Origin of the sequence: Cellvibrio sp., from assembly GCF_039207905.1 — a bacterium.
Taxonomy (GTDB): Bacteria; Pseudomonadota; Gammaproteobacteria; order Pseudomonadales; family Cellvibrionaceae; genus Cellvibrio.
Genome location: NZ_JBCECX010000005.1, coordinates 150,514 through 175,790, shown reverse-complemented (window position 1 = coordinate 175,790; position 25,277 = coordinate 150,514). Strand labels below are relative to the sequence as shown.

Here is a 25,277-nt window from a genome sequence, read left to right as displayed (position 1 = left end):
GGGATTGCCACTATACTGTATATGAATACAGTTATCGAGTCCTGGATAGCCCTACCATGAACCCCAATCCCCCCGATAATCCGCAGGCAAGCGTCCCGGATTTGGAGCAATTGCTTTGCCGTCGCGATATCTGGCGCGGCGGCTCGCACAGGCTCGCGCCATCGCCCACGCGGGATACGGGTTATAGCGGGTTGAACGCGCAATTACTGGGCGGCGGCTGGCCATCCAGTAATTTGGTCGAGGTCTGCCAGCAGGGTTTTGTGCAATCGGAATGGCTTTTGTTGTCCCCGGCGCTAACGGATACGCAGGGGTTGATCGTATTGCTCAACCCTCCCTGCGTGCCTTTCGCACAAGCGTTGATCAAGGCAGGGATAGATCTGGAGCGGGTGCTGGTAGTAGAGAGCAGCAACAAGGCCGATTTTCTGTTCAGTTTTATTGAGCTGACCCGCGCCAATGCCTGCGAGGTGGTGTTGGCCTGGCAACCGGCGCAATCCTTGAATTACACGGAGCTGCGCAAATGCCAATTGGCAGCGACAGGAGGGCAAGGTTTGTATGTGTTATTTCGCCCTGCGGCAGTTGCCGAGCAAAGTTCACCGGCCAGTTTGCGCCTGACCATTAGCCTGCAAGCGCAGGATTTGCAGGTGCGGATCTTCAAACAAAAAGGCGAATTGGGTGCGCTGGCGCAGCCGGTGTTATTGCCACTACCGCATAACTGGCAAGGTTTTGCGCCGCATCATTTGTTGGATCAAACCGGCAAGCCCAAATCCAACGTGGTCCATCTCCGCCCTCAGCGCGGAGGGCGGCGTGGCCGCAAGTAATACATTATGTCCCAGCGCACTGCCTCTTATTCTGGTCGCCTTTGGCTTGCATTGCGCTTGCCGGATTTACCGGCCAACGCGCTGGCGATTGACCTCTACCATGATGCTCCGTTAGTAATTATTGAGCAGAGGTATGTGGTCTGGGCAAACACTATTGCTGTTGCCAAAGGGGTGATGCGGGGCATGGATGCATCCACCGCGCAGCTGTTGAGTGGATGTGTTCATCAGGAACGCCAGCTTTCATTTGAACAGAGTTTATTGGCCGAACTTTCGGCGCAGTTGTACGCGTTTACACCTTATATCGAAACCTATACGAGCAAGCAGGTTCCCCAGTCGGGTTTATTGTTGGAAATTTCCAGCTGTTTAATGTTGTTTGGTGGTGCGCGCGCGTTTGTTGAAAAAATCGTGCAATTTTTTGCCGCAAAAAATGTCACTCTGGCGATAGGCTTGGCGCACTCGGCGCAAGCGGCCTGGTTGTTATCCTTTGTTCATTACGATATTCACGGTGCTGAAAGCAAACCTGTTTTTGTAGAGCGATTGCAGCAATTGCCGATTCAGTTATTGCATGATTATCCCGCTCAAGTTGATGCGCTGGAAAAAACCGGTTTTGTAACCTTTGGCGATATTGCACGGCAAATTGCGGCGCAATCGATCAGCAGCATCAAAAAACGGTTCGGGCATGAGTTCGCACAAACACTGTGCGATATTTTTGGCATCGACCAGGATTTCCAGCAGTCGTCGCTATTTGAAAAACCAGTAGTTATGTATAAGCCTCAAGAGTTTTTTAGCGAGGAAATCCAATTTGAATATCCCATCAATCAAGTTGATCAACTTCAAGCACCGGTTGAAAATCTGTTACAACAATTGGCAGATTTTTTACGCAAGCGTCAATGGGAAACCCATCAGATTGAATGGACGCTGGCCGATATTTATCACAGTAAAGAGGTTATGTCGGTTTACGCCGATACAGCGCAAAGCCACTGGCAATTATTTTTTGACCTCACTCTGATTCAACTGGAAAACCGCGATCTTCCTTTTGAAGTGGATACGCTTGCATTGAGTTGTCGCAATGCGCAGCCCATCCAGACTCAATCGCAATTGTTAGCGTTTGATTCTAGGCGCAAGCACAATGGCCAGGCATTTACGACGACCGCTGCAAAGTTAAAAGCTCGCATGGGTGATACCTGCATTTACAAACTCAGCTACCGCGATAGTTATATTCCGGAAGACAGTAATCAACGCATTGCACTTAACCAGTCATCCAACCAACAATTGCCGGATCGCCATTTAGCAGCACTGCGACCGAGTTGGTTATTTAAATCGCCGATTGAAATTGAAGTGCGCCAGCGCGGGTTGTATTGGCGTGGATATTTAACCTTGCTCGCAGGTCCTGAACGCTTGCAGGGTAATTGGTGGAAGGCGCCAAGCGCGCGCGATTATTTTTTAGCACAGCGCAATGATTATGTGCGCCTTTGGGTGTTTCGCGATTTGCACAAAAAACAGTGGTATGTGCAGGGAATTTACGGGTGATTTTCCATGCGCTACGCCCATCTATTCAGTACAACTAATTTTACTTTTTTGACCGGTGCATCCCATCCGCCGGAGTATGTATATCGCGCAGCTGAATTAGATTATGATGCAATTGCGATTACCGATGAATGCTCATTGGCTGGTGTGGTAAAAGCGTTTGTTGCAGCAAAAGAATTGGACTTTAAATTAATTGTAGGCAGCCGTTTTACACTCAGTAATGGTATGCGTTTGGTTGTGCTTGCACCGACGCGCACGGCTTATGCAGAGCTTTCTGGTTTTATCACCCTTGTGCGTCGCCGTGCATCCAAAGGCGAATATGAAGCGCATTTTGAAGATCTACGTTTCCGTTTGCAGCATTGTTTGATTATCTGGCTGGGGCAATTGGGTAGCGATATCATTGAACCGGAAACAGTTATCGATCAACTCTATAACGCCTTTAAAAAACGTTTGTGGATTGGTATCGATCATCAATTGTGGGGAGGGGAGCAAGCAGTATTTCCGCGCTGGTTAACGCTCAGCCGCAAGAAAAATATTCCTCTGGTTGCATGTGGCCATGCGTTGATGCACAGCAAGGAACGAAAACCGCTACAAGATGTACTCGCCGCTATTCGGCACAACACCTCTATAGATGAGCTGGGCACACGGCTTGAACCTAATGCCGAGGCTTATCTTAAATCCCTTGAGCAGTTAACGCGCTTGTATCCTGATGCGTTATTGCAAGAGACTTGCGTAATCGCTGATTTGTGTACTTTTTCTATGGAAGAGTTGTGCTACCAATATCCGCAGGAATTGGTCCCTGAAAATTACACGCCTATCCAATATTTACGCAATCTTGTCAGCCATGGGAAGCATGAGCGCTGGCCTGATGGTGTTCCCGCTTATGTAGAAGAAACGCTTGAAAAAGAACTGGGGTTAATTGAAGAGGTAAGTTACGAATATTACTTTTTAACTGTTTATGACATTGTGCAGTTTGCGCGTCAGCAGAATATTTTATGCCAAGGGCGAGGCTCTGCAGCAAATAGCGTGGTGTGTTATTGCTTGTTCATTACCGAAATTTCACCTGACAAAATCAAAGTCTTATTTGAGCGATTTCTTTCCAAAGAGCGAGATGAGCCGCCCGATATTGATGTGGATTTTGAACATTCCCGCCGCGAAGAAGTTATCCAATATATCTACACTAAATACGGACGTGAGCGCGCCGCCATTGCTGCCACTGTCATTACTTATCGTTCGCGCAGTGCAGTCCGTGATGTAGGTAAAGCCTTGGGCATGGAAGATACCTTGGTCGATTTACTGGCCAAATCTCTGGCATGGTGGGATAAACCTGCCGATCTGCTTAAACGCATCGAAGCTTCCGGTTTGCAAGTGCAGCAAAAAGTGTTGAAACATTTTTTCATTTTGGTCGACCAGATTCGCGGCTTTCCCCGGCATTTATCCCAGCATGTGGGCGGCTTCGTGATTGCGCAAGACAAGATTAGTGATTTGGTCCCCATCGAAAATGCATCCATGCCAGATCGCACCTTAATCCAATGGGATAAAGAAGATCTGGAAGCTATGCGTTTGCTCAAGGTTGATGTGTTGGCATTGGGGATGCTGACGGTGTTGCGCAAGGCGCTGGATTATATCCATAGCTACAATCCAGCGATTCAATCGCTGAGAGATATTAGTCCAGAAGATCGAGCTACTTATGACATGTTGTGCGCAGGTGATAGCGTAGGAACTTTTCAAGTTGAATCGCGTGCGCAAATGGCGATGTTGCCACGGTTAAAACCGCGAGTGTTTTATGATTTAGTGGTGCAGATTGCAATTGTTCGCCCTGGTCCTATTCAAGGCGGCATGGTGCATCCCTATTTGAGGCGAAGAGATGGACTTGAAGAAATTGATTACCCTAGTGACGCAATTAAAGAAGTGCTGGGCGCAACATTTGGCATTCCTATTTTTCAGGAACAAGTCATTCGCCTTGCGATGGTTGCTGCCGGTTTTACTGGCGGCGAAGCTGATCAGTTGCGTCGTGCTATGGCCAGTTGGGGAAAAACCGGCACCTTAATGAAGTTTGAGAAAAAATTTATCGATGGAATGCTGCAAGGTGGTTACGACATGGATTTTGCTGTGCGCTTGTTTGAGCAAGTAAAAGGTTTTGGCGGCTACGGTTTTCCCGAATCCCACTCGGCCAGTTTTGCATTACTGGCTTATGCGTCGTCCTGGATAAAGTGCCATCATCCCGCTGCATTTTATTGTGCATTGCTAAATAGTCAGCCGATGGGATTTTATTCGCCATCACAATTAATTCAAGATGCGCGACGCCATGATATTGCAGTATTGCCGGTGGATATTAATTGTAGTCACTATGAGCATCGCTTGGAAAAAGTTGCACCTTCCGTATCTTCTCATCCATTTGGAATACGCTTGGGTTTTTGTGAAATCAAAAACCTGGATCACAACAAAGCACAACTATTGGAAATCTGGCGAGCTGAAAAACCATTCAGCTCACTGCAAGACCTTTCCCGGCGTTCAACCTTAACGGCCATTGACTTGCAATATCTTGCATCTGCCGATGTGTTGCGCAGCTTGGCCGGCAACAGGCATGCATCGCGTTGGGCTGCTGCGGCGGTTAATCCTTTTTCTGAATTGTTGGATCATGCGGAAACTGCTGATTCAGACGATTTATTTACACCCGCACCCACAATTGAGCAGGATGTATTGAATGATTACGATACGCTTGGCTTGAGTTTGCGGCCGCATTTGATGTCACTGCTGAGAAACGAATATCCATTTAACCGCTGTAAAACATACGCCGAGCTTAAAGATCTCCGGCACGGTAGTTTTGTCCGCGTCGCCGGTTTGGTGACTGGGCGGCAGCGCCCTGGCACTGCAAGTGGTGCTTTGTTTTTAACTCTGGAAGATGAAACCGGCAATATCAATGTCATTGTCTGGAAGGGCACCCAGGAAACATTTCGCCAAGCCTTACTGACGTCCAGATTATTGTTAATCAAAGGCACGGTAGAAGTGAATAACGATAATGTTTCCAGCCCGGTAGTTCATGTTATCGCAGGTCAATTGCATGACTATTCAGCGCGGATTGATTCATTGTCACTAAAGTCGCGCGATTTCCATTAGTTTTTCAGGTTAGTTACCGCACAGACCTTTTTGCCCCCAACTGCGATTGTCACTACTAATGAGCTGACGCGGACGCAGATTATCCATGATGTTGGCATTTAATGAGTCGGTTACAGTCTGGAGAATTCACTATGTTACGCACAGCAGATGCAGTTTGGACGGGTACATTGAAAGAGGGTAGAGGTCATATTTCTACCCAAAGTAAAGTGCTTTCAAACGCGCAATATGGCTTCAATACTCGCTTTGAAGATGGCCCTGGTACCAACCCGGAAGAACTGATCGGTGCTGCTCATGCGGGTTGTTTCACTATGGCGTTGGCAGCGCGTTTGACTGAAATGAAATTGACTATTGAACAGTTGCAAACCACTGCAGAAGTGACGCTGGAGCAATCCGGAAAAGAGTTCACTATCACCGCTGTGCATCTCGATCTGCATGCGAAAGTGCCGGGTATTGATAAAGCAGAATTTGAAAAAATCGCCAACGAAGTAAAGAAGAGCTGCCCTGTATCCAAGGTGTTAAACGCAGAGATAAGTCTTTTTACCGCTCTTGAAAGTTAAATAACGCACAGATACCTGGTTTCATTTTGCTTATCGTCACTACAAGCGATGTGAATTTAGATGCTGTTTATTCTACGAATAGAGGTACTGACTGTGTTTGAACTTGTTGAAAGCCCTATTAGCAGACTGCGCGAAAAAATTGATCCCATTCAGTTTTGTATGATGACCACAATGAGCGCCGATCATAATTTGTTGAGTCGCCCAATGACTCATCAGGCGATTGATGATGATGGCACTTTGTGGTTTTTTACTTCAGACGATAGCCAGGTGGCTGAAGATTTGTATCGCCAAGGCATTGTTAATGTCAGTTTTTCCAGCCCGTCTGACAATGTGTACGTGAGCATGTCAGGGAGTGCGTTGTTGATTAAGGATGTATACAAAGCAAAACAGTTGTGGAATCCCATGGTTGAGACCTGGTTTCCACAAGGACCGAATGACCCTCACTTATCCTTGATCAAATTCTCAACCTATTCAGCAGAATATTGGGATTCTGATACCAACAAAATGTTGCATCTGTTTGCGATGGCGAAAGCGGCGATTACTGGACATCACTCAAAGCCTAAAAGTGAACATGTAAAGTTTCACTTTTAGTGAAAGCTGGATATGGATAAGCCGCGCAGGATAAAACCTATGTCTTATGTTGCAGCTTATATAGGGGCGCTGATCGTATTTTGTGTGTTGGATTACATCTGGCTCACGATTGTAGCGAAAGATTTTTATCAAATGCAGATGGGTGAGCTTATGGCCATACAAGTAAAAATGATCCCTGCTGTTATTTTTTATCTTTTGTACTTACTTGGTTTGGTTATTTTTGCGATCAGCCCCGCATTAAAGGAACAGAGTTGGACTCTGGCAGTAAGCTTGGGATTGTTATTAGGATTAATTGCTTACGCTAGTTATGATTTGACGAATATGGCCACGCTGAAAGAGTGGTCAATTTCATTGACTCTGGTTGATATCGCCTGGGGCGCTTTTGTAAGTGCTATGGCTGCAGTTGCAGGTTTTTATGCGGCACGTATTTTTGCCGGGAATTAAAGTAGTACTAATGAGAAAAGTTCATTTCAAAAAAATGAATGTTTGTGTGAAGAACCGATATATGGGAGCGTTTAATCATGGGAGTGGTTCATATGCCTAAAGCATCAGAAAAGTTGAGTTTTGCCATGGCAGTGAATGGCAAAATTAACGAGCTAATTGCGTGGGTGATTGAAAATTCACCCAATAAAGAGACACCTTTAAGTGATGCGGATTTTGCTGAGGTGCGTGAAAATTTTCGTAAAGTAGCTTACGGAATCAATCCTCAAAAAACCGAGCCTGAACCGTCAGAAGGTGGCGCTCAGTATGTAAACGTCACCCCCGCACCCTGGCCCTAGTTTTTACTCAGGCGCGTGTCTTTCGGGTTGTACTACCGTCACTACTTTCAAGCGACGCACTTTTCCTTGTACCGGCCAGTCTATCTTCCCACCAATTCGCAAACCAATTAATGCGCTTCCTACCGGCGATAAGATTGATATTTTCATTTCATCTACATTGGCATCTGCGGGATAAACCAAGCTGATTGTTTTTTCCTCGTTAGAGCCCAGATCAATAAACGTAACTACTGAATCCATAGTGACCGCATCTGCAGGTAGCTTTTTGGCTGGCACAACATCTGCGCGGCTGATTTCTGTATCGAGTAAATCGGCTGCAGCTGTGTCATTTTGTTCAATTAATTTTAATAGGCGTTGATAATCCGTCTCTAAAATAACTAATGAATCGGCTTTAGTCCTGGGCATGTTGTTCTCCAAAAAAATAAAAGAATGCAGAGCAGTGGTTGGCTGCTAGTGGTTATCAATTAATTTTAAATAAGCGATGTTTTAAGGGCGATTAAGAAGTAGGGAAACTTAATCGCCAGAAAAGACGAAGGCGCGACTGGAGTGACACTCCTGCGCGATAGGGGCTGAGGTAAGAATAGAGGGTTGATTGTTCATTGCGAAACCATATCACTTAGCTTGTTTGCCATGCAAGTGACTTTTTATGGTGCAAATAACGTTTTGTGGTATGGGGCTATAAAGAGGTAAGAATAGGCAACAAGACAAGTATGTGCGGATAAAAATTTTAAGACGGGCGGTATTTTCCTTTACCGCCCTTTACATTTCATTCCTTGCTAGATACAAACTCCGTTACTGAGCACGATCAGCTGGCTGTTCGATTACCAATTTGCCATTTTCCAATGGGATTTTATTACCTGGATCGTAAGACATTTTTACTTTGGACTCTTGTCCATTCAGGCGATAAGTGACGTTGTAGCCGGTGATATCTTCACGGGTTTCATAAGTTGTTTTGCAACGTTGCTCAACGGTTGTATAAGTATCATTTTTTTGCATATTGTTTTGTACACGGTCACCGGCATAACCGCCTGCAACAGCACCCGCAACGGTCGCTACCTTTTTACCGTTACCGCCACCTACTTGATGACCCAATACACCACCTAAGGTTGCACCAATTACTTTACCTGCAACCCGGTTGGTATCTTGCACAGGTTTTTGGCGAACTACAGTTTCATCGCGGCATTCTTTATGCGGGATTTTGGTTTCTTTGATGATCGGGGATGTGTTCACGACTTCAGCATAATTAGGTTCTTTCAGGAATTGATAGCTGGCAATTGCGCCGCCGGTAGTAGCGATACCCATTCCCAATACAGTGCCAATAATCATTGATTTGTTCATCTTTTACTCCCAGGCCATTGGCCTTTGTTACTAACGTGGAACCAGTTTAAACACGACTTTTCTTAACCAAAACTTAACGCCCTTAATGTGTGCCTCGCGTTGAGTAATGCTTAACATTTAAAGCGTGATGTATAACAAGAAAAGACGAGAGGAACTGTGCGATTTGACACCTTGACTGAAGGCCTAATGACTGAGCATTTTTTGATTAATCAATAGGCTTGCGATTGTTTTAAATCAAATTGGCTCGTTCACTTGCTATGCGGAATCGTGTATTTTGTCGGCAATTATTTCCGGGTTCCTTATTGTGCTTCTGACTCCCTCGCAAATCGTAGATTTCAACAAAAATGGCTATCTGGTACTGCCAGGTTTTGCGCAGCCTGAATATTGTGCAGCGGTGGTGGAGTTCGCTAAAAATGAGCTGGAACGGCAAGCGATGCCGATTGAATTTGAAGCTGATACACAATACCCGGGCGCCCCTTCTTCGCGTTCAGCAGAAGGCGGCGGGACAGCACGGCGTTTGTTAATGGCATCTACCCGACATCCCATGTTGTTGGACTGGGCTACAACAGAACCGCTGCGTGGAATTTTGCATCAACTACTGGGTGCGGATGTGTTTTTATCCCAGGCGCATCACAATTGCATCATGACTAAACAGCCTGCCTATTCGAGTGTGACAGGGTGGCATCGCGATAGTCGCTATTGGAATTTTCAGCGAGCGGATTTGGTATCGGCATGGTTGGCCTTGGGTGATGAGTTGCCAGAAAACGGTTGCCTGAAAGTATTGCCGGGTTCACATCACTGGAGTATTGAAACTGACCAGCTTGATGTGCATCAGTTTCTCCGAACCGATATTACCAAAAATAAAAGCTTGCTCGACTGTGTGGTAGATGTTCCTTTGCATAAAGGTGATTTGCTGTTATTTCACAGCAATCTATTTCATGCGGCGGGGCGCAATGTTACAGATAAGACTAAATTTTCGATGGTGTTTACTTATCGCTCAGGTGATAACCCGCCCAAACCCAACTCGCGCTCTGCATCAAAAGAAGAAATTGCCCTGCAATAACATTTGCGCAATAAATAGCTCAAAAATAAAAAGGCGCGCTGTTAAGAAAATAACAGCGCGCCTTTTTATTGACTAAAACTACCGCCCTTAATTTTTATACCGCAGCGAGAGCTTGCTCCAGGTCTGCGAATAAATCATCGATATGTTCAATGCCGACTGACAAGCGAACGGTATCTTCACCTATACCGGATTGCGTTAACTCTTCTGGTGAAAGTTGTCGGTGAGTTGTCGATGCCGGATGTGTAGCGAGAGATTTTGCATCCCCAATATTTACCAAGCGGGTAAACAGTTGCAGCGCATCCAAAAAGCGTGCACCTGCCGCGCGACCATCATCGGCTTTTACGCCGAAGGTTAATAAGCCGGAGGCCTTGCCGCCAAGGTATTTGCGCGCGAGTTCATGGTAAGGATTATCGGGCAAGCCAGCGTAATTAACCCAATTTACTTTAGGGTGTTTTTGCAAATATTGCGCTATTTTCAAGGTGTTTTCGTTAATACGATCAAGCCTTAATGCCAGTGTTTCAATTCCCTGCAGAATCAAAAATGCATTGAATGGTGAAAGCGCGGCGCCAGTATTGCGCAGCGGAACCACACGTGCGCGACCAATGTAAGCAGCAGGGCCTAAAGCTTCGGTATAAACCACGCCGTGGTAACTCACATCAGGTTCATTCAAGCGTTTAAAACGTTCTTTGTGCTGCGCCCATGGGAACTTTCCTGAGTCCACAATCGCACCGCCAACTGTAGTGCCGTGGCCGCCGAGATATTTAGTAAGCGAATGAACAACAATATCGGCACCGTGTTCAATCGGGCGCAATAAATAAGGTGTTGCCACAGTGTTATCAACAATGAGCGGCACGCCGTGACGATGTGCAATTTCGGCAACACGCGCGATATCTGTCACATTGCCTTGCGGATTTCCGAGCGATTCTACAAAAATCGCTTTGGTGCGCTCATCAATTAAAGGTTCAAAGCTGTCAGGATTTAAATGATCAGCAAAGCGTGTAGTGATTCCATATTGCGGCAGCGTGTGCGCAAATAAATTATAGGTGCCGCCGTAAAGTGCCGTTGACGAAACGATATTATCGCCAGCTTCCGCAATTGTCTGGATCGCATAAGTGACAGCAGCTTGGCCTGATGCCAATGCTAACGCAGCGATTCCGCCCTCCAATGCGGCGATGCGTTTTTCCAGCACATCATTGGTTGGGTTCATGATGCGCGTATAAATATTTCCTGCGACTTTTAAATCAAATAAATCAGCGCCGTGTTGTGCGCTATCGAACGCGTAGGCCACAGTTTGGTAAATGGGCACAGCAACAGATTTTGTTGTTGGGTCTGGTGTGTAACCGGCGTGAACGGATTGTGTTTCGAATTTCCATTGGTCAGACATCTAAAGCTCCTATTATTTATTGATGTAGTTTATTGATGCATTTTATTGAAATAGTGGATTGGTGTTGTCGGATCATAGCGACAAAAAACCGAATATTGAAATCGATTAAACGCATAAGCTTATGTCCAAAGCTGTCGTTGTTTTCCCTCTGTGATAGGTTCATACCCAACCCTCTCTCATTCATGTTGAGTGGCGCCTCTAGTTGTTGCTTTTAATTATTATTTATAATATAAATAATATGTGTGGTGGGTTTGCCGCACAAACCGTCTATCTCGCCAATGCCGGGTTATCCGGTAGCTGTAGATAGGTGAGAGAACTCTTACATAACAATAATGGTGAACATCATGAAACTATCAAAATGGGCGATATCCGCCTTTGTAGCTGCTGCTTTTGCTTTTCCCGTCCTTTCCTATAGTGCCGCACCTATCAAGGGGGCTGATGTCAGTTGGATGTCTGAAATTGAGGCCAATGGCATCAGTTTTTATAACCGTAGCGGAGTGAAAAAAGACATACTCGCGATCATGAAAGAGCAGGGTATGACTGCTGTGCGCTTGCGTGTATGGGTTAATCCTGCCGATGGTTGGTATAGCGGCACGCAAGATGTAGTCGCAAAAGCCAAGCGCGCCAAAGCGGCGGGGCTGAAGGTGATGATCGATTTCCACTACAGCGATAGCTGGGCCGATCCGGGTAAACAAACCAAACCGGCGGCTTGGAAAAACTATACCTTCCAGCAATTGATGGATGCCGTATGGGGCTCAACCATCTACACCCTGCAAGCGGTTAAGGATGCGGGCGTTACTGTTGATTGGGTGCAAGTCGGAAATGAAACCAACAACGGTATGCTGTGGGATGACGGCAAAGCATCGAGCAATATGAAAAATTATGCCTGGCTCACCACGACGGGTTACAACGCAGCGAAATCTGTTTATCCCAGTACAAAAGTGGTGGTGCAGTTGGCTCAGTGCCCCGATAACGCCAAAGTCCGCTGGATCTTCGACGGCTTAAAAGCCAATGGCGGAAAATTTGATGTGATAGGCGCATCTTCTTATCCGACCAATGCAACTGGTTACACTTGGCAAACCGCAAACACCGCTTGCCTGAATAATCTCAACGATATGGTGTCACGCTATGCCGTGCCGGTAATGATTTCTGAAATTGGTGTGCCTTGGGATCACACTCAAGCACAAACAATTGTGAAGGATATGATTACCAAACTCGGTCAGGTTTCCGGTAGTAAAGGTTTGGCAATTTTCTATTGGGCGCCGGAGGCGCGCCCGGGTTGGAAAGGTTATACGCTCGGTGCTATGGATAATAACGGCAAGGCAACTGCTGTGTGGGATGCTTTTAAATAACGGACGCCCGAGCAATAAAAAGCCGCGCAAGCAAAAGTTTGCGCGGCTTTTTTTGATGGATAAATCGCCCTACGCGATAATAAGTGTTTTGTTTTGTGCATTTTTCGTTTTAAAACGAACAATTATTTCTTAAAAAAGGCTAATTCGGGTAAAAACTCTCTATTTTAGAGCGGCATAAAGATTGCTGTAACGCCAGTTATTCTCCCTTAGGAAATAGTCATGATGTTAACAATTCTAAAACGCATTAAACGCTTACTAATACTTCTCCCTCTGCTCGCATTCAATAGTCACGCAGCTCTTCCCATTGAATCCATAAAACTGCCGCCTGGTTTTGAAATCAGTATATTTGCCGAAGGCGTAACCAATGCGCGCTCATTGGTATTAGGTGATGCGCAAACGTTATTTGTGAGTACACGTAACGAAGGGAAGGTGTATGCGATCAAACATGATGGAACCAAAGCGCTTAAAGTGATTACGCTGGCATCGGGATTGAATCGTCCTAATGGAGTCGCTTTTCGCAAGGGCGCTTTGTATGTTGCCGAAGTCAATCGCATTTTGCGTTACGATAATATTGAAGCGCAGTTAGAGAATCCACCGAAGCCCGTTGTCGTCACTTCGCAATATCCAAGTGATGGTGCTCATGGCTGGAAATTTATTCGCTTTGGTCCTGATGGTTTGTTGTATGTTCCTATCGGAGCGCCTTGCAATATTTGTGAGCCGGGCGATCCCTACGCAAGCATCACTCGCATCAATGTAGATAAACCTGAATCAAAACCGGAAATTTTTGCGCGCGGTATTCGCAACACGGTTGGGTTTGATTGGCATCCACAAACGGGCGAGTTGTGGTTTACTGAAAATGGCCGCGACCATTTGGGCGATGATGTGCCGCCAGAAGAATTAAATCGCGCTCCTAAAGCAGGTTTGCATTTTGGTTATCCCTATTGCCACGGCGGTGATATCACCGATCCTGAGTTTGGCAGCAAACGCCAGTGCAAAGAATTTACACCACCAGAAGTAAAATTCCAGGCACACTCAGCTGCGTTAGGAATGCGTTTTTATACCGGCGCAGCATTTCCCGCTGAATATCGTAACCAAATTTTTGTTGCGCAACACGGTTCATGGAATCGCACTAAAAAAGTAGGTTACAAACTCGCGACAGTAAATACCGCTGTTAAAGGTGGAAAGCCGGAATACAAAGTATTTGCTGAAGGTTGGTTGAATGCCGATGACAGTGTGTGGGGCAGGCCGGTCGATTTATTGCAATTACCTGATGGATCGCTATTGGTATCTGACGATTATGCAAATGTTATTTATCGCATTACCTATAAGTCAAAATAAATATCGCTTTCAATATTAAGATAGCTTGTGGGTAGTATGAAATTATCAGGTTGGGAATATCCCAACCTGATCTGAAAAACTACTTCTTGCTGAGGCTAGCCAAGCCAGCTTGTGCAATTTGACCATCTTGTTGCGAGCTTGCACCACTCACACCGATTGCCCCCAGAATTTTGTTGTCCACTACGATTGGCAAACCCCCTTCAATCACCAATGCATCAGGCAAACTCAATACTACGTTGCGGCCACCAATCGCGGCATCTTCCAATGCTTTGGTTGGACGTTTGAAATTGTTGGCAGTACGTGCTTTGCGTGTCGCCACATCAACGCTTGCTAATTGGGTTCCGTCCAGTTTTTCCAGATAGGTAAGGGTACCGCTGGAATCCACAATGCTAATAACAACCGACAGGTTTTGCTTTTTCGCTTCTGCTGTAGCGGCGGCGGCAATTTTTTTAGCGGCATCAATGGTGATAGGAGCACCGTAGGTCAGTGTCTGTGCAAACAGGCTTGTAGATAAGGTGGCAGCAGCTCCTACAACCATTGTTAATAGCGCTTTTTTAGCAAACATAATATCTCCTGAAGATATGAAAAATTTTTAATGATGGAGATATAAATAAGGCAATTGGTATGCCATGGTCATATTACGGGGGCGGTGGGAAAGCAGTGTTTGTAAAGCAACAATAAGATAAATAAAGTTGTTTGTTTATACTTATCGAGTGATTGAATTTGTACAACAACATGCGAAATTTATAGGTGTTTTGATCGATATTTACACCTTTAACTGATTGGTACGAGCGTTGCAGTTACAACTATTGAAGCTGCAGATAATTCGTTATGTTGATACGACGATATAGGTTGTTGAGAACGTAATACTGCTAGCACCGGAAATTACTTAATCAGGCATCAAGGTAAATTAGATATGAAAAAAATATTCGCTGTACTGTCGTTTCTCGCTTTTATTGTAGTTCCCACCGCATTTGCACAAACAAATGCAGGTAACAAACCTGCTGTTAAATACAAAACTCCTGAGTTGACCGTTGCACAAATCGATCAATGGTTGGCGAAACCTGACCAGGTGTTGGTACTGGATATTCGTCGTCCTGATGAATTAATTACCTTTGGTAGCTTCCCGGTGTTTTTAAACATCCAGTATGTTGATTTGGAAAAAAACCTTGCTTACATTCCAAAAGATCGCAGCATCATTACCGTATCTAACCACGCCGGCCGCGCTTTTGCTGCAGGTGATTTGTTAACCAGCAAAGGTTACAAAGTAATTGGTGCTGCTGGCTCAGAAAATTATGAGCAGCAAGGTGGTAAGGCCGTTACCAAAATCCAAAAGCCTGCACCAAAGCCGGTTGCTGCTAATCAATAATTGGTTATCAGCAATGGTTAATTAGTATTTTTCTAGAATCAATCAGGTTGTATCAGTCTGTAACATTCGATTGCAATACTTTTGCCGGTCACTAGTATTACACATGCATCCAAAAGGAGATGCATGTGTAATCAACAGAGGACCAGTAATGAAACCAATAATATATTCTGCAATTTTTGCCACTTCCAGCTTTGCTCTAGCTCCCTTCGCTGCTTCAGATACCTATCGAAACGAAATTTATGCTACCTACAGTGAATTGGATGAGGTGGATGAATATTCAATCAATTTACAAGGAAAACACTATTTTTCTGCGGTTGACACAACAGGTCTACCACTTGCAGAGGCCGCTTTTTTGCAAAAGTCCAGTTCGGTGACATTGGCTGCCAGTAATAATAATTACAAATCAGATAATTATGAAAATGATACCTACGCTCGTAGCTTGAATGTTAATTACTTTATTCCCAATAGCATCTTTTTTGTTGGCGCAGGAGTGAGCCAGCAAAAACATAACATCCACAATTTTGATGGAGGGGATGATGCTGGCGTATATGACTATTCTACTGATTGGGGGTCAAATCTAAACGCGAGAATTGGTGTTGCGCCTATTGAGGGCTTACAGATTTGGTCGGACTTTTATGAGAATTCCGATATCTCCGATTACTGGAATTTAAGTGCTAAATATGTAAAACCGCTGAGCAACGAGCGTGCTGTCAGTACCGAAGTATATTATTCAGATAATGATTATGGCCCTAGAACCGTCATAGTTAGCGCTGATTATTATTTTACTCATCGCTTTAGTGTCGGTGTTGGTGCTGCCCGCTTTATGTATGATGGCGACTATCGCGATGATACAAATAGTTATCATGTGCGCGCACGACACTTCGTGACTGAAAATATCAGTGCTGATTTAACTTACTTTTCATCTGACTACTCAGACAGTTGGATGATTGGTGGAACATTCAGGTTTTAATTTTTGACCGTGGGCTTGCTTAGAAATAACTAATTCAGAAATAGCTACTGGCTTTCGATTGTTTTTCGAAAGCCAGTATTTTTTTGATGAAGAGAAATCGACTGCTGGTTTAAATAGTTTCTAATTGAACGATTGAAGATGCTTTTTGGTGTAGCCTGGTTGTTTCTCGCACTGCATCGCTAATGCGAGCGATAGTTGTATCTTTAGTTAATACATAATGAGTGAAATCACTTGCTTCGCTGTAAACTCCTGTCGGAGCCACAAACGCCCCAAGGCTGCTAAATAATGGCCGAAGGTGGCTTTCCACTACCAGCGCATGATGGGCGCTAGCGCCATTAGCAGCGATGATCACCGTTTTGTGCTCAAGGCCTTTGCGTTTTATCAAATCAAAAAAATGCTTGAACAAACCCGGGTAAGCCGCGTTATAAATGGGGGATGCGACTACCAAAATATCGGCTTTTCCACTAACTCCAACAATGACAGGGCTTCGCTGGATAACTGTTCGCGTGATAAAACTGCACCAAATTGACTGGCCACTTGTGCAAAATCGATCAGGGTTTTCTGCGCATTAGCTACTGCAGAATTTTCTTTTGATGTTGTATCAAAACCTTTCAAAATTGCTTCCACGAGCGCGAGTGTGCGCGATGGTGTACTCAAACCACCGGAAAAGCCAACTATATGCATAACATAATTCCATACAATCGAACCTCGATATTAATGAGGTTCGATCAAATAATTAACACGAAAAATGGTTTACCAATAGCGCAAAGATTATTCGTAACGACTGGCAGGACGAGTTAAACCAAGTCTATCGCGCAGCGTTGTGCCTTCGTATTCAGTCCTGAACAATCCGCGCTTTTGCAGCTCCGGTACTACCAAATCGGCAAAATCGTTCAAACCACTTGGCAGCATAGGTGAGAGCACATTAAAGCCATCGGCAGCACCTTGCTCAAACCATTCTTGCATTACATCGGCAACCATTTCAGCTGTGCCAATGACTACGTTGTGTCCACGACCACCGGCGATGCGGGTATAGAGTTGGCGAATAGTGAGGTTGCCATCTTTTGCTAAACCAGTGAGCAATGCCTGGCGGCTGCGCTGACCGGTTTCGGTAAGCGGTAATTCGGGTAATGGTTCGTCGAGTGAATAACCGCTCAAATCGAAATTGCCGATCATGCGCCCGAGCAAAGCCAGGCCTGCTTCAGGTTCGATGAGTTGTTGCAGCTGTTCGAATTTTTCTTGCGCCTCTTTTTCGGTCTTGCCAACAACAACATAAATTCCGGGCATAATTTTTACAGAATCAGGATCGCGACCAAATTGTGCCGCGCGGTTTTTAATGTCGCGATAAAAATCCTGTGCTGGCGCAAGGGCAGGGTGCGCAGTAAATACTACATCGGCAGTGCGTGCGGCGAGTGTGCGACCAGCTTCAGAGGAACCAGCCTGGACAACTACCGGTCTACCTTGCACGGGGCGCGCAACGTTAAGCGGGCCGCTGACATTAAAATGTTTTCCCGTATGGTTTAACACATGCAACTTTTGTGGGTCGTAATACTGGCCAGTGGTTTTGTTGCGGATAAATGCATCGTCATCCCAGCTATCCCATAATCCACTAACAACTTCAAAAAACTCTTCTGCGCGCTCGTAACGCTCTGCGTGGGCAAAATGTTCGGCACGGCCAAAATTGGTAGCTTCTGCAGCGGCGTCGGAGGTAACCAGATTCCAACCCACGCGGCCATTACTTAAATAGTCAAGCGACGCGAATTTACGGGCTATATGGTAGGGCTCATTAAAACTGGTGGTTTGTGTGCAAATCAAACCTATGTGTTCGGTTACGGCTGATAGCGCAGCCATCAGTGTGAGTGGTTCAAAATAATCGGTACGTGCAACTTTGTCGGCACCTTTACCGAGGGTAACGGCCACGTTATCGGCAACGAATACCGCATCAAATAAAGCGCGCTCTGCTGTTTGGGCGAGATTTTTATAATGCGCGAAATTCAGGCCGCTATCAGCGGGTACGTCAGGGTGACGCCATGCGCCGACATGATGTCCGGTGGGAATTAAAAATGCGCCGAGCTTAATCTGGCGCGGTGTGGTTTGTTGTTCAGTTGTTGAAGAAGTCATAGCAATCCCGATTGGTTGAAAAGATTATTTGTAAAATGATTGTTCACAAAAAATCTTGTAGTGATGTGCCCCGTGGCCTTTATCAGCAAGCGGAGTGAAAATAGAATTTACCGCGCGGTAAATTCTATTTTCTTGCTTAAAGTCAATTGTTGAACATTCCTTGTAAAGTATTAATGATCAAAGCTTAAAAATCCCAACGTGCATTTACGCCGAAGTAGCGTTCGTCATCGCGCGGTACTGCGCGATAAAGGCCACCATTAGCTTGTTGCAGGAAGGCTGCATAAGATTCGTCAGCAAGGTTTTTGCCGAGTAACGCAACACGCCAGCCTTTATCCGGATCAGATAACGCAATACTTGCATTCCAAATGCCGTAAGAATCCTGGATTGTGTCTGGTGTTTGGCTCAAGTCGTATTGCACTTCGCTTTGCCAGTTGTAGTCGGTACCCAAATCGATAATCAAACCGTTGCCCAGTTCGATAGCATAGTTGGCTTGTAAGCTACCTTTAACGTCCGGTGAAAAAGGCAGCGGTTTACCATTTACACTCGCAGCAGCAATTTGTGCTGGTGTTAAACCGGAAGGGATTTTGAATTCATCAATACGTGCATCGATTTTTGCGATTGCACCAGATAGCGTAAATTGCGGAGTAATTTTCGCTTCAAAATCTACTTCTACACCTTTTGATGAAACTTCACCGGCATTAATTAAACGAGTAACTACTGTGCCGCCAACTACATCGCGGAAATTAGCTTGGTAGTTGTCGTAAGTCGTATCGAATACCGCCGCATTAAAACGCAAGCGATTATCAAACAACGTGGATTTCAAACCCAGTTCAAATGAGTCTGATGTCTCTGGCGCAAGAGGTAAGTAATCACCATTTACGGCGGCGGCGTTGAAGAACACGTTGTAAGCCGGGCCTTTATAACCTTGTGAATAAGTGAAGTAAGTGAGCACGTCTTCAGTCAAATCAAATTGCACGCCTGCACGACCGGATACTTCATCTTCACTGGTGCTACCTGAGCCTGATTCCGCAGGGCGGATTCCCGCTTGAGATGCAGTTGAAGTAGAAACCCGCGCGTGAGTAAATTCGATATCGTCATTGGTCCAGCGCAATCCCACTAAGCCGCGGAAACGATCAGTAAAATTAAATGTGGTTTCACCAAATGCTGAATAACTGGTGGTTTCCACGCTGAAATCTGCCACACCTGTGTGCGGTACACCTGCAACAGTGATGATATCGCGACGATAGGTTTGATCATCTTCCGTCGTCAGATAATAAAGTCCGGCAACATACTCAACAAAATTTCCTTTCGGTGATGACAAACGCAATTCTTGCGAAAGTTGATTGAAATCTACATCGCCACGGTCGTGAGATTGCACTTGCACATTTGGAATGACCGCAGACAAACGATCACCATCTTGAATTTGGGTGTTTTCCCAAGTGCGATACGCCGTGATTGAAGTCAATGTATGTTCACCAAGGCTCCAATCCAATTGCGCAGACAGGCCCTGGTTTTCATCTTCTACATGGGTTTTCAAGTTATGGTTGATTTCGCGATTTTCTTCACTGGCAACAACAGGTGAACCACCAGCAACAATGGCAGGGTTTGTTGGGGTAACGGTACCAGTTGGATATGCAGCGGTACTGTTGCGATAGAGAACGCCGACTGGGATAGTGTCATCGGATTTGAGATGGTCAGCAGCCAATGTGATTTTTAAATCATCAGTAGGCGTTAATACTAATTTTCCGCGAACACCTTTTTTGCTGTAACCATTCACCTTGTCGCCGTTGAAAACGTTAGTGACGTTGCCATCGTAATCACCCCAGAGCACAGCGAGTGATCCACGCGCGCTATCGTTTAATGAACCGGAAATTCCGGCACTGATACGTTTTTCATCGCCACCACCGAAGTAAGAGGTATCGATAAAACCAGTGGTATCCGCAGTGGGTTCTTTGGTCACAATGTTGAGCACACCGGCCGATGCATTTTTACCAAAGAGTGTGCCTTGTGGTCCGCGCAATACTTCAATGCGTTCGATATTAAATAAATCCAATGTTGCTTGACCTGCGCGCGCATACACCACGCCATCAATGACTGTTGATACAGTGGGTTCAACACCGGGCGATGTAGAAATAGTACCTACGCCGCGCACAAACAGTGATGCATCTTTATTTGATGCGTTAGTGCGGAAGTTTAATGTAGGAACAACGGCAGCGATGGTAGCGACGCTATTGCGATTGGTTTTCGCCAGCTCATCACCTTTTAATACTGATACCGCAACCGGTACAGTTTGCAGCGATTCTGCGCGGCGAGTAGCCGTTACTGTTACGGTTTCCAGTTTGGTGTTATCAGTAACCGGGCTGTTGTTCGGATTGCTGGTTTGTGCAAATGCGATACCTGGCAGTGTTGCGGCAATGGCAGTAGCCAGTGCTAAAGGGCGTAAGCGAAAATTAATAACTCTTTGCGATGAAAAATTGCGATGACTCATGATATCTCCCAAAGCGTTAACATTTTTTTTGCTAACGCATAACTAGTGGTGAATGCAAAACTGATCGTCGTGGTGTGGCCGCGATGCTTCCCGCACGGCGAGGCTTTAGTGTGGTTAGCCTTTCATACCGCCAGCGGTGAGATTGCCGACCAGCCGTTGCTGGGAAAGGGCAATCAACACCACCAAGGGCACAATGCCCACGATCAGTGCTGCTGAAATAAGTGGCCAAGGAAATGTAAATTCGCCTTGGTAGAACAAAATTCCCACAGGTAGGGTTCGGTTTTCAGGCGCGGCATTCAGTACCAGCGCGAATAAAAATTCATCCCAAGCGTTCACAAAGGCCAGGGTGCCGGCGGTAATCACACCGGGTAAGGAAAGCGGGAGCACAATACGCCAGAGCGCGCCGAGGCGGCTGCAGCCGTCGAGCATTGCTGCTTGTTCAAGGCTTTCGGGTAGACTTTTGAAAAAAGCCACCAGCACTAAAATGCATACCGGTAAACTCAACACAGCATTCGGCAAAATCAATGCGAGCCAGGTATTTAATAAGCCCAGTGCGCGCATCATTTCAAATAGCGGCACTTGTAATGTTGCAGGTGGGCACATGGCGAGTGCGATTAGTCCCACTAACAATAATCCCGCTTTGGGTAATGCGAGGCGTGCAAACGCGTAAGCAGCGCCGATGGAAATAACGAGAGCTAACAAGGCTGATAACAATGCAATCGCCAAACTGTTGCCGAGAAATAACAACAAAGGTTGTTGGCTAAACGCTTGCTGATAATTTGCCAGCGATGCGTTTTCCGGCAGCCAGGTGATGGGTGTTGCTGCCAGTTCCACTTCAGTTTTCAATGAGGTGAGAAAAATCCAGATCACGGGAAATAATCCGTTGATCAACACAATCGCCAATATCGCCCACAACAATAAACGGGCTGAAAATTGCGGAACGAATTTAGTTGTGCTCATCACACACTCCTCCGCAAATGTTTCAGGTAGGGCAGGCTGATAATCAGCGACATTAAAAACAGCAACACGGCTAACGATGATCCATAACCAATATCCAGATATTCCATGCTCACAGTATTCACTAGCATCGCCAATGTTTGCGTTGCCTGACCGGGACCGCCTTGAGTCATTGCATAGGGGATATCAAATGTTTGCACTGCGCTCAGCGTGCGGAAAATCAGTGCAACCACAATGGCTGGCATCAACAAAGGGAGAGTGATATGGCGGAAGCGTTGCCAACGGCTCGCACCTTCCAGATCAGCTGCCTCGTATAAACTCTGTGGAATAGTTTGCAAACCCGGCAATAAAATCAGTGCAACAAATGATGAGGTTTTCCAGGTGACAGCAACCGCGACGGTAAAAAATGCCCAGCCCGGTGAAAGTAGAAATGCAACAGGTTGGTAACCGAAGCGGCGCAACAGATCATTCACCACACCGTAATCGCTGTGAAAAAACCACGCGAAAATCATTCCGGTAAAGCTCATCGGCAATACCCACGGCAGTAGCAAGGCCAAACGAATTGGCCAGCGCCAACGGAAATTAATATTGCCTGCGAGTGCTAACAATAATCCTAATACCAAGGCACCCGGCACAGTAATCAGTGTGAGTGCAAGGGTGACAAAAAAAGCAGAGCGCACATCGCGGTCTTCCAATGCGTAGAGATAGTTTTCAAAACCGATAAATATTCCCGGCGCTTGATCGGTAAGACGCAAGCTGAAAAAACTATCGTAAAAAATTCGTCCTAATGGATAAGCTACCAGTGAGAGCAATAAAATTACTGCTGGTGTAACCAGTGCTAACCCGAGCCAGCGATCGCTGCGGCGCAATGAATTTGAATTAACGAGGCGTGCGCTGATCATGGCTGCACATCTCCCGTTTTAGTTGTAGCTGAGCTGCGCAGAATGCGGGTGAGACGACGCTCGATATCGTTCACACCTTCACTTACACTCATCGAGCCGCCCAATACGGCAGATGTTGCCGAACGAACTGCATTGGATACTTCTGCGTAGCGCGGAGTTACCGGGCGTGATTTGGCGGTGAGCAAAACGGGTTCGGCAAACGGCAGCCAGGGAATCTGCGCGTTCAATGTTTCATCGCGATACAGTGCGGTGCGTGTTGGCAATAGTCCGCCTTTTAATGCGAGATAAGTAGACACTTCAGTTGAGCCTAAATAACTCACCAGTGCAGCGGCTTCTGCCTTGTGACGGGAAAATGCGGACACCGCCCATTGATAGCCACCGATGCAACTCGCGTGTTCGCCGCCGGTAATTTTGGGCAAACGAATAACGCCGACATTGTTGCGCACGCGTGAATCAGCATCGCGCTGGAATCTGTCCCAAGCAAAGCCCCAATTGATGGCGAAGATCGCTTTGCCAGCTTTGAAATCATTTAAGGTATCGCCGGTTTTAATTTCGGCTACGGTTTTTTTGATAACACCTTGTGCAACTAGATCGCGCCATAATTGAAACCCGTTAGTGGCATGTGCGCGGTTAAAACTCAGGTGCCCATCGTGATCAATCACATCAGAACCTTGGCTCCAATAAGGCAGCAGGAATGTGCAAACTGCGCCTTCAATCGGTGCGCCCTGAATCGATAAACCTTGCAGGTTTGCATCATTATTGGCAGTAAGGATTGTGCGCGCTGCGCTGGCTAATTCTTCCCAGGTTTCAGGCGGAGTAATGCCATGCTGCTCAAGTAAATCCTTGCGGTAATACATGAACATCGCATCGCTATAAGCTGGTAGCGCGACAAGACGATTACCAAACCAATTGGCTTCGCGATAAACGGGTAAATATTCGGTAAATAATTGTTCCGCGTTAGCGCCCAGATAATTGTTCAGCGGCTCAGTCCAGCCGGCAGCTGCAAATTGCGCAGGGCTGGTGATATCCAGAATAAAGGCATCGTAAGTGGAGTCTTTGGCGTTGAGCAGGGTGGTTAAATATTTGCGCTGTAATTCAGCAGTCGCGCTGCCTACACTGATTTGGATGTGCACACCGGGATTTTTTTCCTGGTAATCATCCAGCAGCTTGCGCAATAAATCGGGGCGTGTGGTATTACCGCCAGCAAATAAACGTAATTCGATGGGTGCATCGGCTGCACTCACTAACCAGCTTGTAGTTACTAGTGCAAGCGCGAGCAATGATTTAATCAATTGCAACTTCATCAGGCTTGCGCCTCTGCAGAAGTGGCATCATTGGAAAATTGCAACGCTAAATTCACGCGCGTTTGCGGATCAAACCAATGCAGGCGTTGATTATCCACGGCGATAGGCAGCGTAGTTGCCGTTGCTAAATTGCGATCCGCTGCCCAGCGGCCAGTCACTTGTTGACCGTGTACAGTCAAGGTCACAATTGTTTCTGCACCGAGCGGCTCAATCAATAAGATGCAAGCGGTAATTGTTTCTGTTTGGTCTTGCGCACGTAAAATAGCTTCCGGGCGCAAACCAACCACTATCTCATCACCCTGATACGCAGAAAATTCTGCTGGCAGTAGCAGGAATAAATCGCCCAGTAAAACACCGCGAGCACCGGCTTGTTCACGCAGTGGTAGCGTCAATAAATTCATTTCTGGCGAGCCGATAAAACTGGCCACAAACGTAGTTGCTGGCTCGTTATAAATTTCATCGGGCGTGCCGTATTGCTCGACTTTGCCATTCGCCATAACTGCAATGCGATCAGCTAGCGTCATAGCTTCGATTTGGTCGTGCGTAACATAGAGCGTGGTAATACCAAATTGCTGATGCAATTTTTTAATTTCCACGCGCATTTCGTTACGCAGTTTTACATCGAGGTTGGAGAGTGGTTCATCAAATAAAAACAAGCGCGCATGGCGGGCGAGGGCGCGGCCAATAGCGACACGCTGGCGTTGTCCCCCGGATAATGCTGCCGGTTTACGCGATAAAAATTCGGTGATTTGTAATTGCGCCGCAACTTCGTTAACGCGACGTTCAATCTCATCTTTTGCCGCCCCGCGTACGCGCAAGCCGAAAGCAATGTTCTCGAAGACAGTTTTATGTGGGTAGAGTGCGTAATCCTGAAACACCATGGCGATATCGCGCTCGCTCGGTGGCAGGTCATTAACCGCTTGGTCGCCGATAAGGATTTCGCCTTCGCTCACGCTTTCCAGTCCAGCCACCATCCGCAACAAAGTGGATTTCCCGCAGCCAGACGGGCCAACCAGCACTACAAACTCACCGGCGTTGACTTCCAGATCTACGCCCGCCAAAGTCTGGCGTTCGCTGTCGTAGCGTTTGCCTAATTCACGCAATGAGAGGGGGAAACGCTCACCATTAGTGTTCAAGGCAGTTTTAAGTGCAGCTGATTTAGATGCGCCGGTATTGGGCGTGCTCACCGCCTCGTTTTCATAACTGGCGGATTCAACTACCGCATCGGGGCGGGAGAACAAGCTGAAGCTGGAAATGATGTTGGAGATACTCATGCGCAATACTTTTCTTGTTACCGGTAAC

24 protein-coding genes are annotated in these 25,277 nt (G+C 46.3%); 12 read left to right on the top strand and 12 right to left on the bottom strand.

The window, feature by feature from the left end; genetic code table 11:
- Positions 1 to 56: 56 nt before the first annotated feature.
- The 7 genes from imuA (at position 57) to AAGC78_RS04580 (ending at position 7,392) form a co-directional block, all read left to right on the top strand.
- Positions 57 to 818 (top strand): translesion DNA synthesis-associated protein ImuA, encoded by a 762-nt coding sequence (imuA, locus tag AAGC78_RS04610; RefSeq protein WP_435782862.1) that lies wholly within the window; start codon positions 57 to 59, stop codon positions 816 to 818.
- A 6-nt stretch (positions 819 to 824) separates the two neighbouring features.
- Entirely contained in the window at positions 825 to 2,348 is a 1,524-nt protein-coding gene (locus tag AAGC78_RS04605; protein WP_435782861.1) for a Y-family DNA polymerase, read from the top strand.
- Between the two features lie 6 nt (positions 2,349 to 2,354).
- The gene (locus AAGC78_RS04600) at positions 2,355 to 5,465 is read left to right on the top strand and encodes an error-prone DNA polymerase (protein ID WP_435782860.1); all 3,111 of its coding nucleotides are present in this window, start codon (positions 2,355 to 2,357) and stop codon (positions 5,463 to 5,465) included.
- Between the two features lie 131 nt (positions 5,466 to 5,596).
- On the top strand, positions 5,597 to 6,022 hold the full coding sequence (locus AAGC78_RS04595; RefSeq protein ID WP_435782859.1) for an OsmC family protein: 426 nt from the start codon (positions 5,597 to 5,599) through the stop codon (positions 6,020 to 6,022).
- A gap of 93 nt (positions 6,023 to 6,115) precedes the next feature.
- Complete coding sequence (locus tag AAGC78_RS04590; RefSeq protein WP_435782858.1) at positions 6,116 to 6,613, top strand: pyridoxamine 5'-phosphate oxidase family protein; 498 nt, start codon at positions 6,116 to 6,118, stop codon at positions 6,611 to 6,613.
- 39 nt (positions 6,614 to 6,652) lie between these two features.
- Positions 6,653 to 7,057 (top strand): DUF2177 family protein, encoded by a 405-nt coding sequence (locus AAGC78_RS04585; protein ID WP_435782857.1) that lies wholly within the window; start codon positions 6,653 to 6,655, stop codon positions 7,055 to 7,057.
- A gap of 92 nt (positions 7,058 to 7,149) precedes the next feature.
- Complete coding sequence (locus AAGC78_RS04580) at positions 7,150 to 7,392, top strand: hypothetical protein (protein ID WP_435782856.1); 243 nt, start codon at positions 7,150 to 7,152, stop codon at positions 7,390 to 7,392.
- Positions 7,393 to 7,395: 3 nt separating this feature from the next.
- Here AAGC78_RS04580 and rnk read toward each other — a convergent pair whose 3' ends face one another.
- Complete coding sequence (gene rnk, locus AAGC78_RS04575) at positions 7,396 to 7,794, bottom strand: nucleoside diphosphate kinase regulator (protein WP_435782855.1); 399 nt, start codon at positions 7,792 to 7,794, stop codon at positions 7,396 to 7,398.
- 387 nt (positions 7,795 to 8,181) lie between these two features.
- The gene (locus AAGC78_RS04570; protein WP_435782854.1) at positions 8,182 to 8,727 is read right to left on the bottom strand and encodes a glycine zipper 2TM domain-containing protein; all 546 of its coding nucleotides are present in this window, start codon (positions 8,725 to 8,727) and stop codon (positions 8,182 to 8,184) included.
- A gap of 304 nt (positions 8,728 to 9,031) precedes the next feature.
- On the opposite strand from AAGC78_RS04570, the gene AAGC78_RS04565 reads away from it, so the two are divergent.
- Positions 9,032 to 9,790, top strand: a complete 759-nt coding sequence (locus AAGC78_RS04565) for a phytanoyl-CoA dioxygenase family protein (protein WP_435782853.1) — start codon at positions 9,032 to 9,034, stop codon at positions 9,788 to 9,790.
- Between the two features lie 94 nt (positions 9,791 to 9,884).
- Here the strand turns inward: AAGC78_RS04565 and AAGC78_RS04560 are convergent, their stop codons facing one another.
- Positions 9,885 to 11,174, bottom strand: coding sequence for an O-acetylhomoserine aminocarboxypropyltransferase/cysteine synthase family protein (locus AAGC78_RS04560; RefSeq protein WP_435782852.1), 1,290 nt, complete (start codon positions 11,172 to 11,174; stop codon positions 9,885 to 9,887).
- A gap of 344 nt (positions 11,175 to 11,518) precedes the next feature.
- Here AAGC78_RS04560 and AAGC78_RS04555 point away from each other — a divergent pair, with 344 nt between their 5' ends.
- Positions 11,519 to 12,526 (top strand): glycoside hydrolase family 53 protein, encoded by a 1,008-nt coding sequence (locus tag AAGC78_RS04555; RefSeq protein WP_435782851.1) that lies wholly within the window; start codon positions 11,519 to 11,521, stop codon positions 12,524 to 12,526.
- A gap of 219 nt (positions 12,527 to 12,745) precedes the next feature.
- Positions 12,746 to 13,864: a PQQ-dependent sugar dehydrogenase gene (locus AAGC78_RS04550; protein ID WP_435782850.1), complete on the top strand. Its 1,119-nt coding sequence runs from the start codon at positions 12,746 to 12,748 to the stop codon at positions 13,862 to 13,864.
- A 79-nt stretch (positions 13,865 to 13,943) separates the two neighbouring features.
- Here the strand turns inward: AAGC78_RS04550 and AAGC78_RS04545 are convergent, their stop codons facing one another.
- On the bottom strand, positions 13,944 to 14,429 hold the full coding sequence (locus AAGC78_RS04545) for a GlcG/HbpS family heme-binding protein (protein WP_435782849.1): 486 nt from the start codon (positions 14,427 to 14,429) through the stop codon (positions 13,944 to 13,946).
- Between the two features lie 351 nt (positions 14,430 to 14,780).
- Here AAGC78_RS04545 and AAGC78_RS04540 point away from each other — a divergent pair, with 351 nt between their 5' ends.
- The gene (locus AAGC78_RS04540) at positions 14,781 to 15,233 is read left to right on the top strand and encodes a rhodanese-like domain-containing protein (RefSeq protein ID WP_435782848.1); all 453 of its coding nucleotides are present in this window, start codon (positions 14,781 to 14,783) and stop codon (positions 15,231 to 15,233) included.
- Between the two features lie 148 nt (positions 15,234 to 15,381).
- On the top strand, positions 15,382 to 16,203 hold the full coding sequence (locus tag AAGC78_RS04535; RefSeq protein ID WP_435782847.1) for a putative porin: 822 nt from the start codon (positions 15,382 to 15,384) through the stop codon (positions 16,201 to 16,203).
- Positions 16,204 to 16,312: 109 nt separating this feature from the next.
- Here the strand turns inward: AAGC78_RS04535 and AAGC78_RS04530 are convergent, their stop codons facing one another.
- From AAGC78_RS04530 to AAGC78_RS04495, 8 genes are all read right to left on the bottom strand, one after another.
- A complete protein-coding gene (locus AAGC78_RS04530; protein WP_435782846.1) occupies positions 16,313 to 16,651 on the bottom strand; it encodes an NAD(P)H-dependent oxidoreductase in 339 nt (112 codons plus the stop codon).
- On the bottom strand, positions 16,645 to 16,887 hold the full coding sequence (locus AAGC78_RS04525; RefSeq protein WP_435782845.1) for a hypothetical protein: 243 nt from the start codon (positions 16,885 to 16,887) through the stop codon (positions 16,645 to 16,647). Before AAGC78_RS04525 ends, AAGC78_RS04530 begins: the two co-directional genes overlap by 7 nt.
- 87 nt (positions 16,888 to 16,974) lie before the next feature.
- Positions 16,975 to 18,324 (bottom strand): LLM class flavin-dependent oxidoreductase, encoded by a 1,350-nt coding sequence (locus tag AAGC78_RS04520; protein ID WP_435782844.1) that lies wholly within the window; start codon positions 18,322 to 18,324, stop codon positions 16,975 to 16,977.
- Between the two features lie 184 nt (positions 18,325 to 18,508).
- A complete protein-coding gene (locus tag AAGC78_RS04515; RefSeq protein WP_435782843.1) occupies positions 18,509 to 20,812 on the bottom strand; it encodes a TonB-dependent receptor in 2,304 nt (767 codons plus the stop codon).
- Between the two features lie 114 nt (positions 20,813 to 20,926).
- Positions 20,927 to 21,772 carry a carbohydrate ABC transporter permease gene (locus AAGC78_RS04510; protein ID WP_435782842.1) on the bottom strand — a complete coding sequence of 282 codons (846 nt, stop codon included), beginning with the start codon at positions 21,770 to 21,772 and terminating at the stop codon, positions 20,927 to 20,929.
- Complete coding sequence (locus AAGC78_RS04505) at positions 21,772 to 22,671, bottom strand: carbohydrate ABC transporter permease (protein ID WP_435782841.1); 900 nt, start codon at positions 22,669 to 22,671, stop codon at positions 21,772 to 21,774. The genes AAGC78_RS04510 and AAGC78_RS04505 overlap by 1 nt, the downstream gene beginning before the upstream one ends.
- The gene (locus tag AAGC78_RS04500; RefSeq protein WP_435782840.1) at positions 22,668 to 23,975 is read right to left on the bottom strand and encodes an ABC transporter substrate-binding protein; all 1,308 of its coding nucleotides are present in this window, start codon (positions 23,973 to 23,975) and stop codon (positions 22,668 to 22,670) included. Before AAGC78_RS04500 ends, AAGC78_RS04505 begins: the two co-directional genes overlap by 4 nt.
- Positions 23,975 to 25,249 (bottom strand): ABC transporter ATP-binding protein, encoded by a 1,275-nt coding sequence (locus AAGC78_RS04495; protein ID WP_435782839.1) that lies wholly within the window; start codon positions 25,247 to 25,249, stop codon positions 23,975 to 23,977. The genes AAGC78_RS04500 and AAGC78_RS04495 overlap by 1 nt, the downstream gene beginning before the upstream one ends.
- Between the last annotated feature and the right edge of the window lie 28 nt (positions 25,250 to 25,277).

Bases quoted from the DNA above. Each gene is read 5' to 3' on its own strand.
- AAGC78_RS04505 (WP_435782841.1), bottom strand. From the start codon at position 22,671: ATGATCAGCGCACGCCTCGTTAATTCAAATTCATTGCGCCGCAGCGAT.
- imuA (WP_435782862.1), top strand. From the start codon at position 57: ATGAACCCCAATCCCCCCGATAATCCGCAGGCAAGCGTCCCGGATTTG.
- AAGC78_RS04580 (WP_435782856.1), top strand. From the start codon at position 7,150: ATGCCTAAAGCATCAGAAAAGTTGAGTTTTGCCATGGCAGTGAATGGC.
- AAGC78_RS04560 (WP_435782852.1), bottom strand. From the start codon at position 11,174: ATGTCTGACCAATGGAAATTCGAAACACAATCCGTTCACGCCGGTTAC.
- AAGC78_RS04605 (WP_435782861.1), top strand. From the start codon at position 825: ATGTCCCAGCGCACTGCCTCTTATTCTGGTCGCCTTTGGCTTGCATTG.
- AAGC78_RS04495 (WP_435782839.1), bottom strand. From the start codon at position 25,249: ATGAGTATCTCCAACATCATTTCCAGCTTCAGCTTGTTCTCCCGCCCC.
- AAGC78_RS04600 (WP_435782860.1), top strand. From the start codon at position 2,355: ATGCGCTACGCCCATCTATTCAGTACAACTAATTTTACTTTTTTGACC.
- AAGC78_RS04500 (WP_435782840.1), bottom strand. From the start codon at position 23,975: ATGAAGTTGCAATTGATTAAATCATTGCTCGCGCTTGCACTAGTAACT.
- AAGC78_RS04595 (WP_435782859.1), top strand. From the start codon at position 5,597: ATGTTACGCACAGCAGATGCAGTTTGGACGGGTACATTGAAAGAGGGT.
- AAGC78_RS04555 (WP_435782851.1), top strand. From the start codon at position 11,519: ATGAAACTATCAAAATGGGCGATATCCGCCTTTGTAGCTGCTGCTTTT.
- AAGC78_RS04570 (WP_435782854.1), bottom strand. From the start codon at position 8,727: ATGAACAAATCAATGATTATTGGCACTGTATTGGGAATGGGTATCGCT.
- rnk (WP_435782855.1), bottom strand. From the start codon at position 7,794: ATGCCCAGGACTAAAGCCGATTCATTAGTTATTTTAGAGACGGATTAT.
- AAGC78_RS04525 (WP_435782845.1), bottom strand. From the start codon at position 16,887: ATGCATATAGTTGGCTTTTCCGGTGGTTTGAGTACACCATCGCGCACA.
- AAGC78_RS04585 (WP_435782857.1), top strand. From the start codon at position 6,653: ATGTCTTATGTTGCAGCTTATATAGGGGCGCTGATCGTATTTTGTGTG.
- AAGC78_RS04520 (WP_435782844.1), bottom strand. From the start codon at position 18,324: ATGACTTCTTCAACAACTGAACAACAAACCACACCGCGCCAGATTAAG.
- AAGC78_RS04535 (WP_435782847.1), top strand. From the start codon at position 15,382: ATGAAACCAATAATATATTCTGCAATTTTTGCCACTTCCAGCTTTGCT.
- AAGC78_RS04515 (WP_435782843.1), bottom strand. From the start codon at position 20,812: ATGAGTCATCGCAATTTTTCATCGCAAAGAGTTATTAATTTTCGCTTA.
- AAGC78_RS04540 (WP_435782848.1), top strand. From the start codon at position 14,781: ATGAAAAAAATATTCGCTGTACTGTCGTTTCTCGCTTTTATTGTAGTT.
- AAGC78_RS04550 (WP_435782850.1), top strand. From the start codon at position 12,746: ATGATGTTAACAATTCTAAAACGCATTAAACGCTTACTAATACTTCTC.
- AAGC78_RS04545 (WP_435782849.1), bottom strand. From the start codon at position 14,429: ATGTTTGCTAAAAAAGCGCTATTAACAATGGTTGTAGGAGCTGCTGCC.
- AAGC78_RS04510 (WP_435782842.1), bottom strand. From the start codon at position 21,772: ATGAGCACAACTAAATTCGTTCCGCAATTTTCAGCCCGTTTATTGTTG.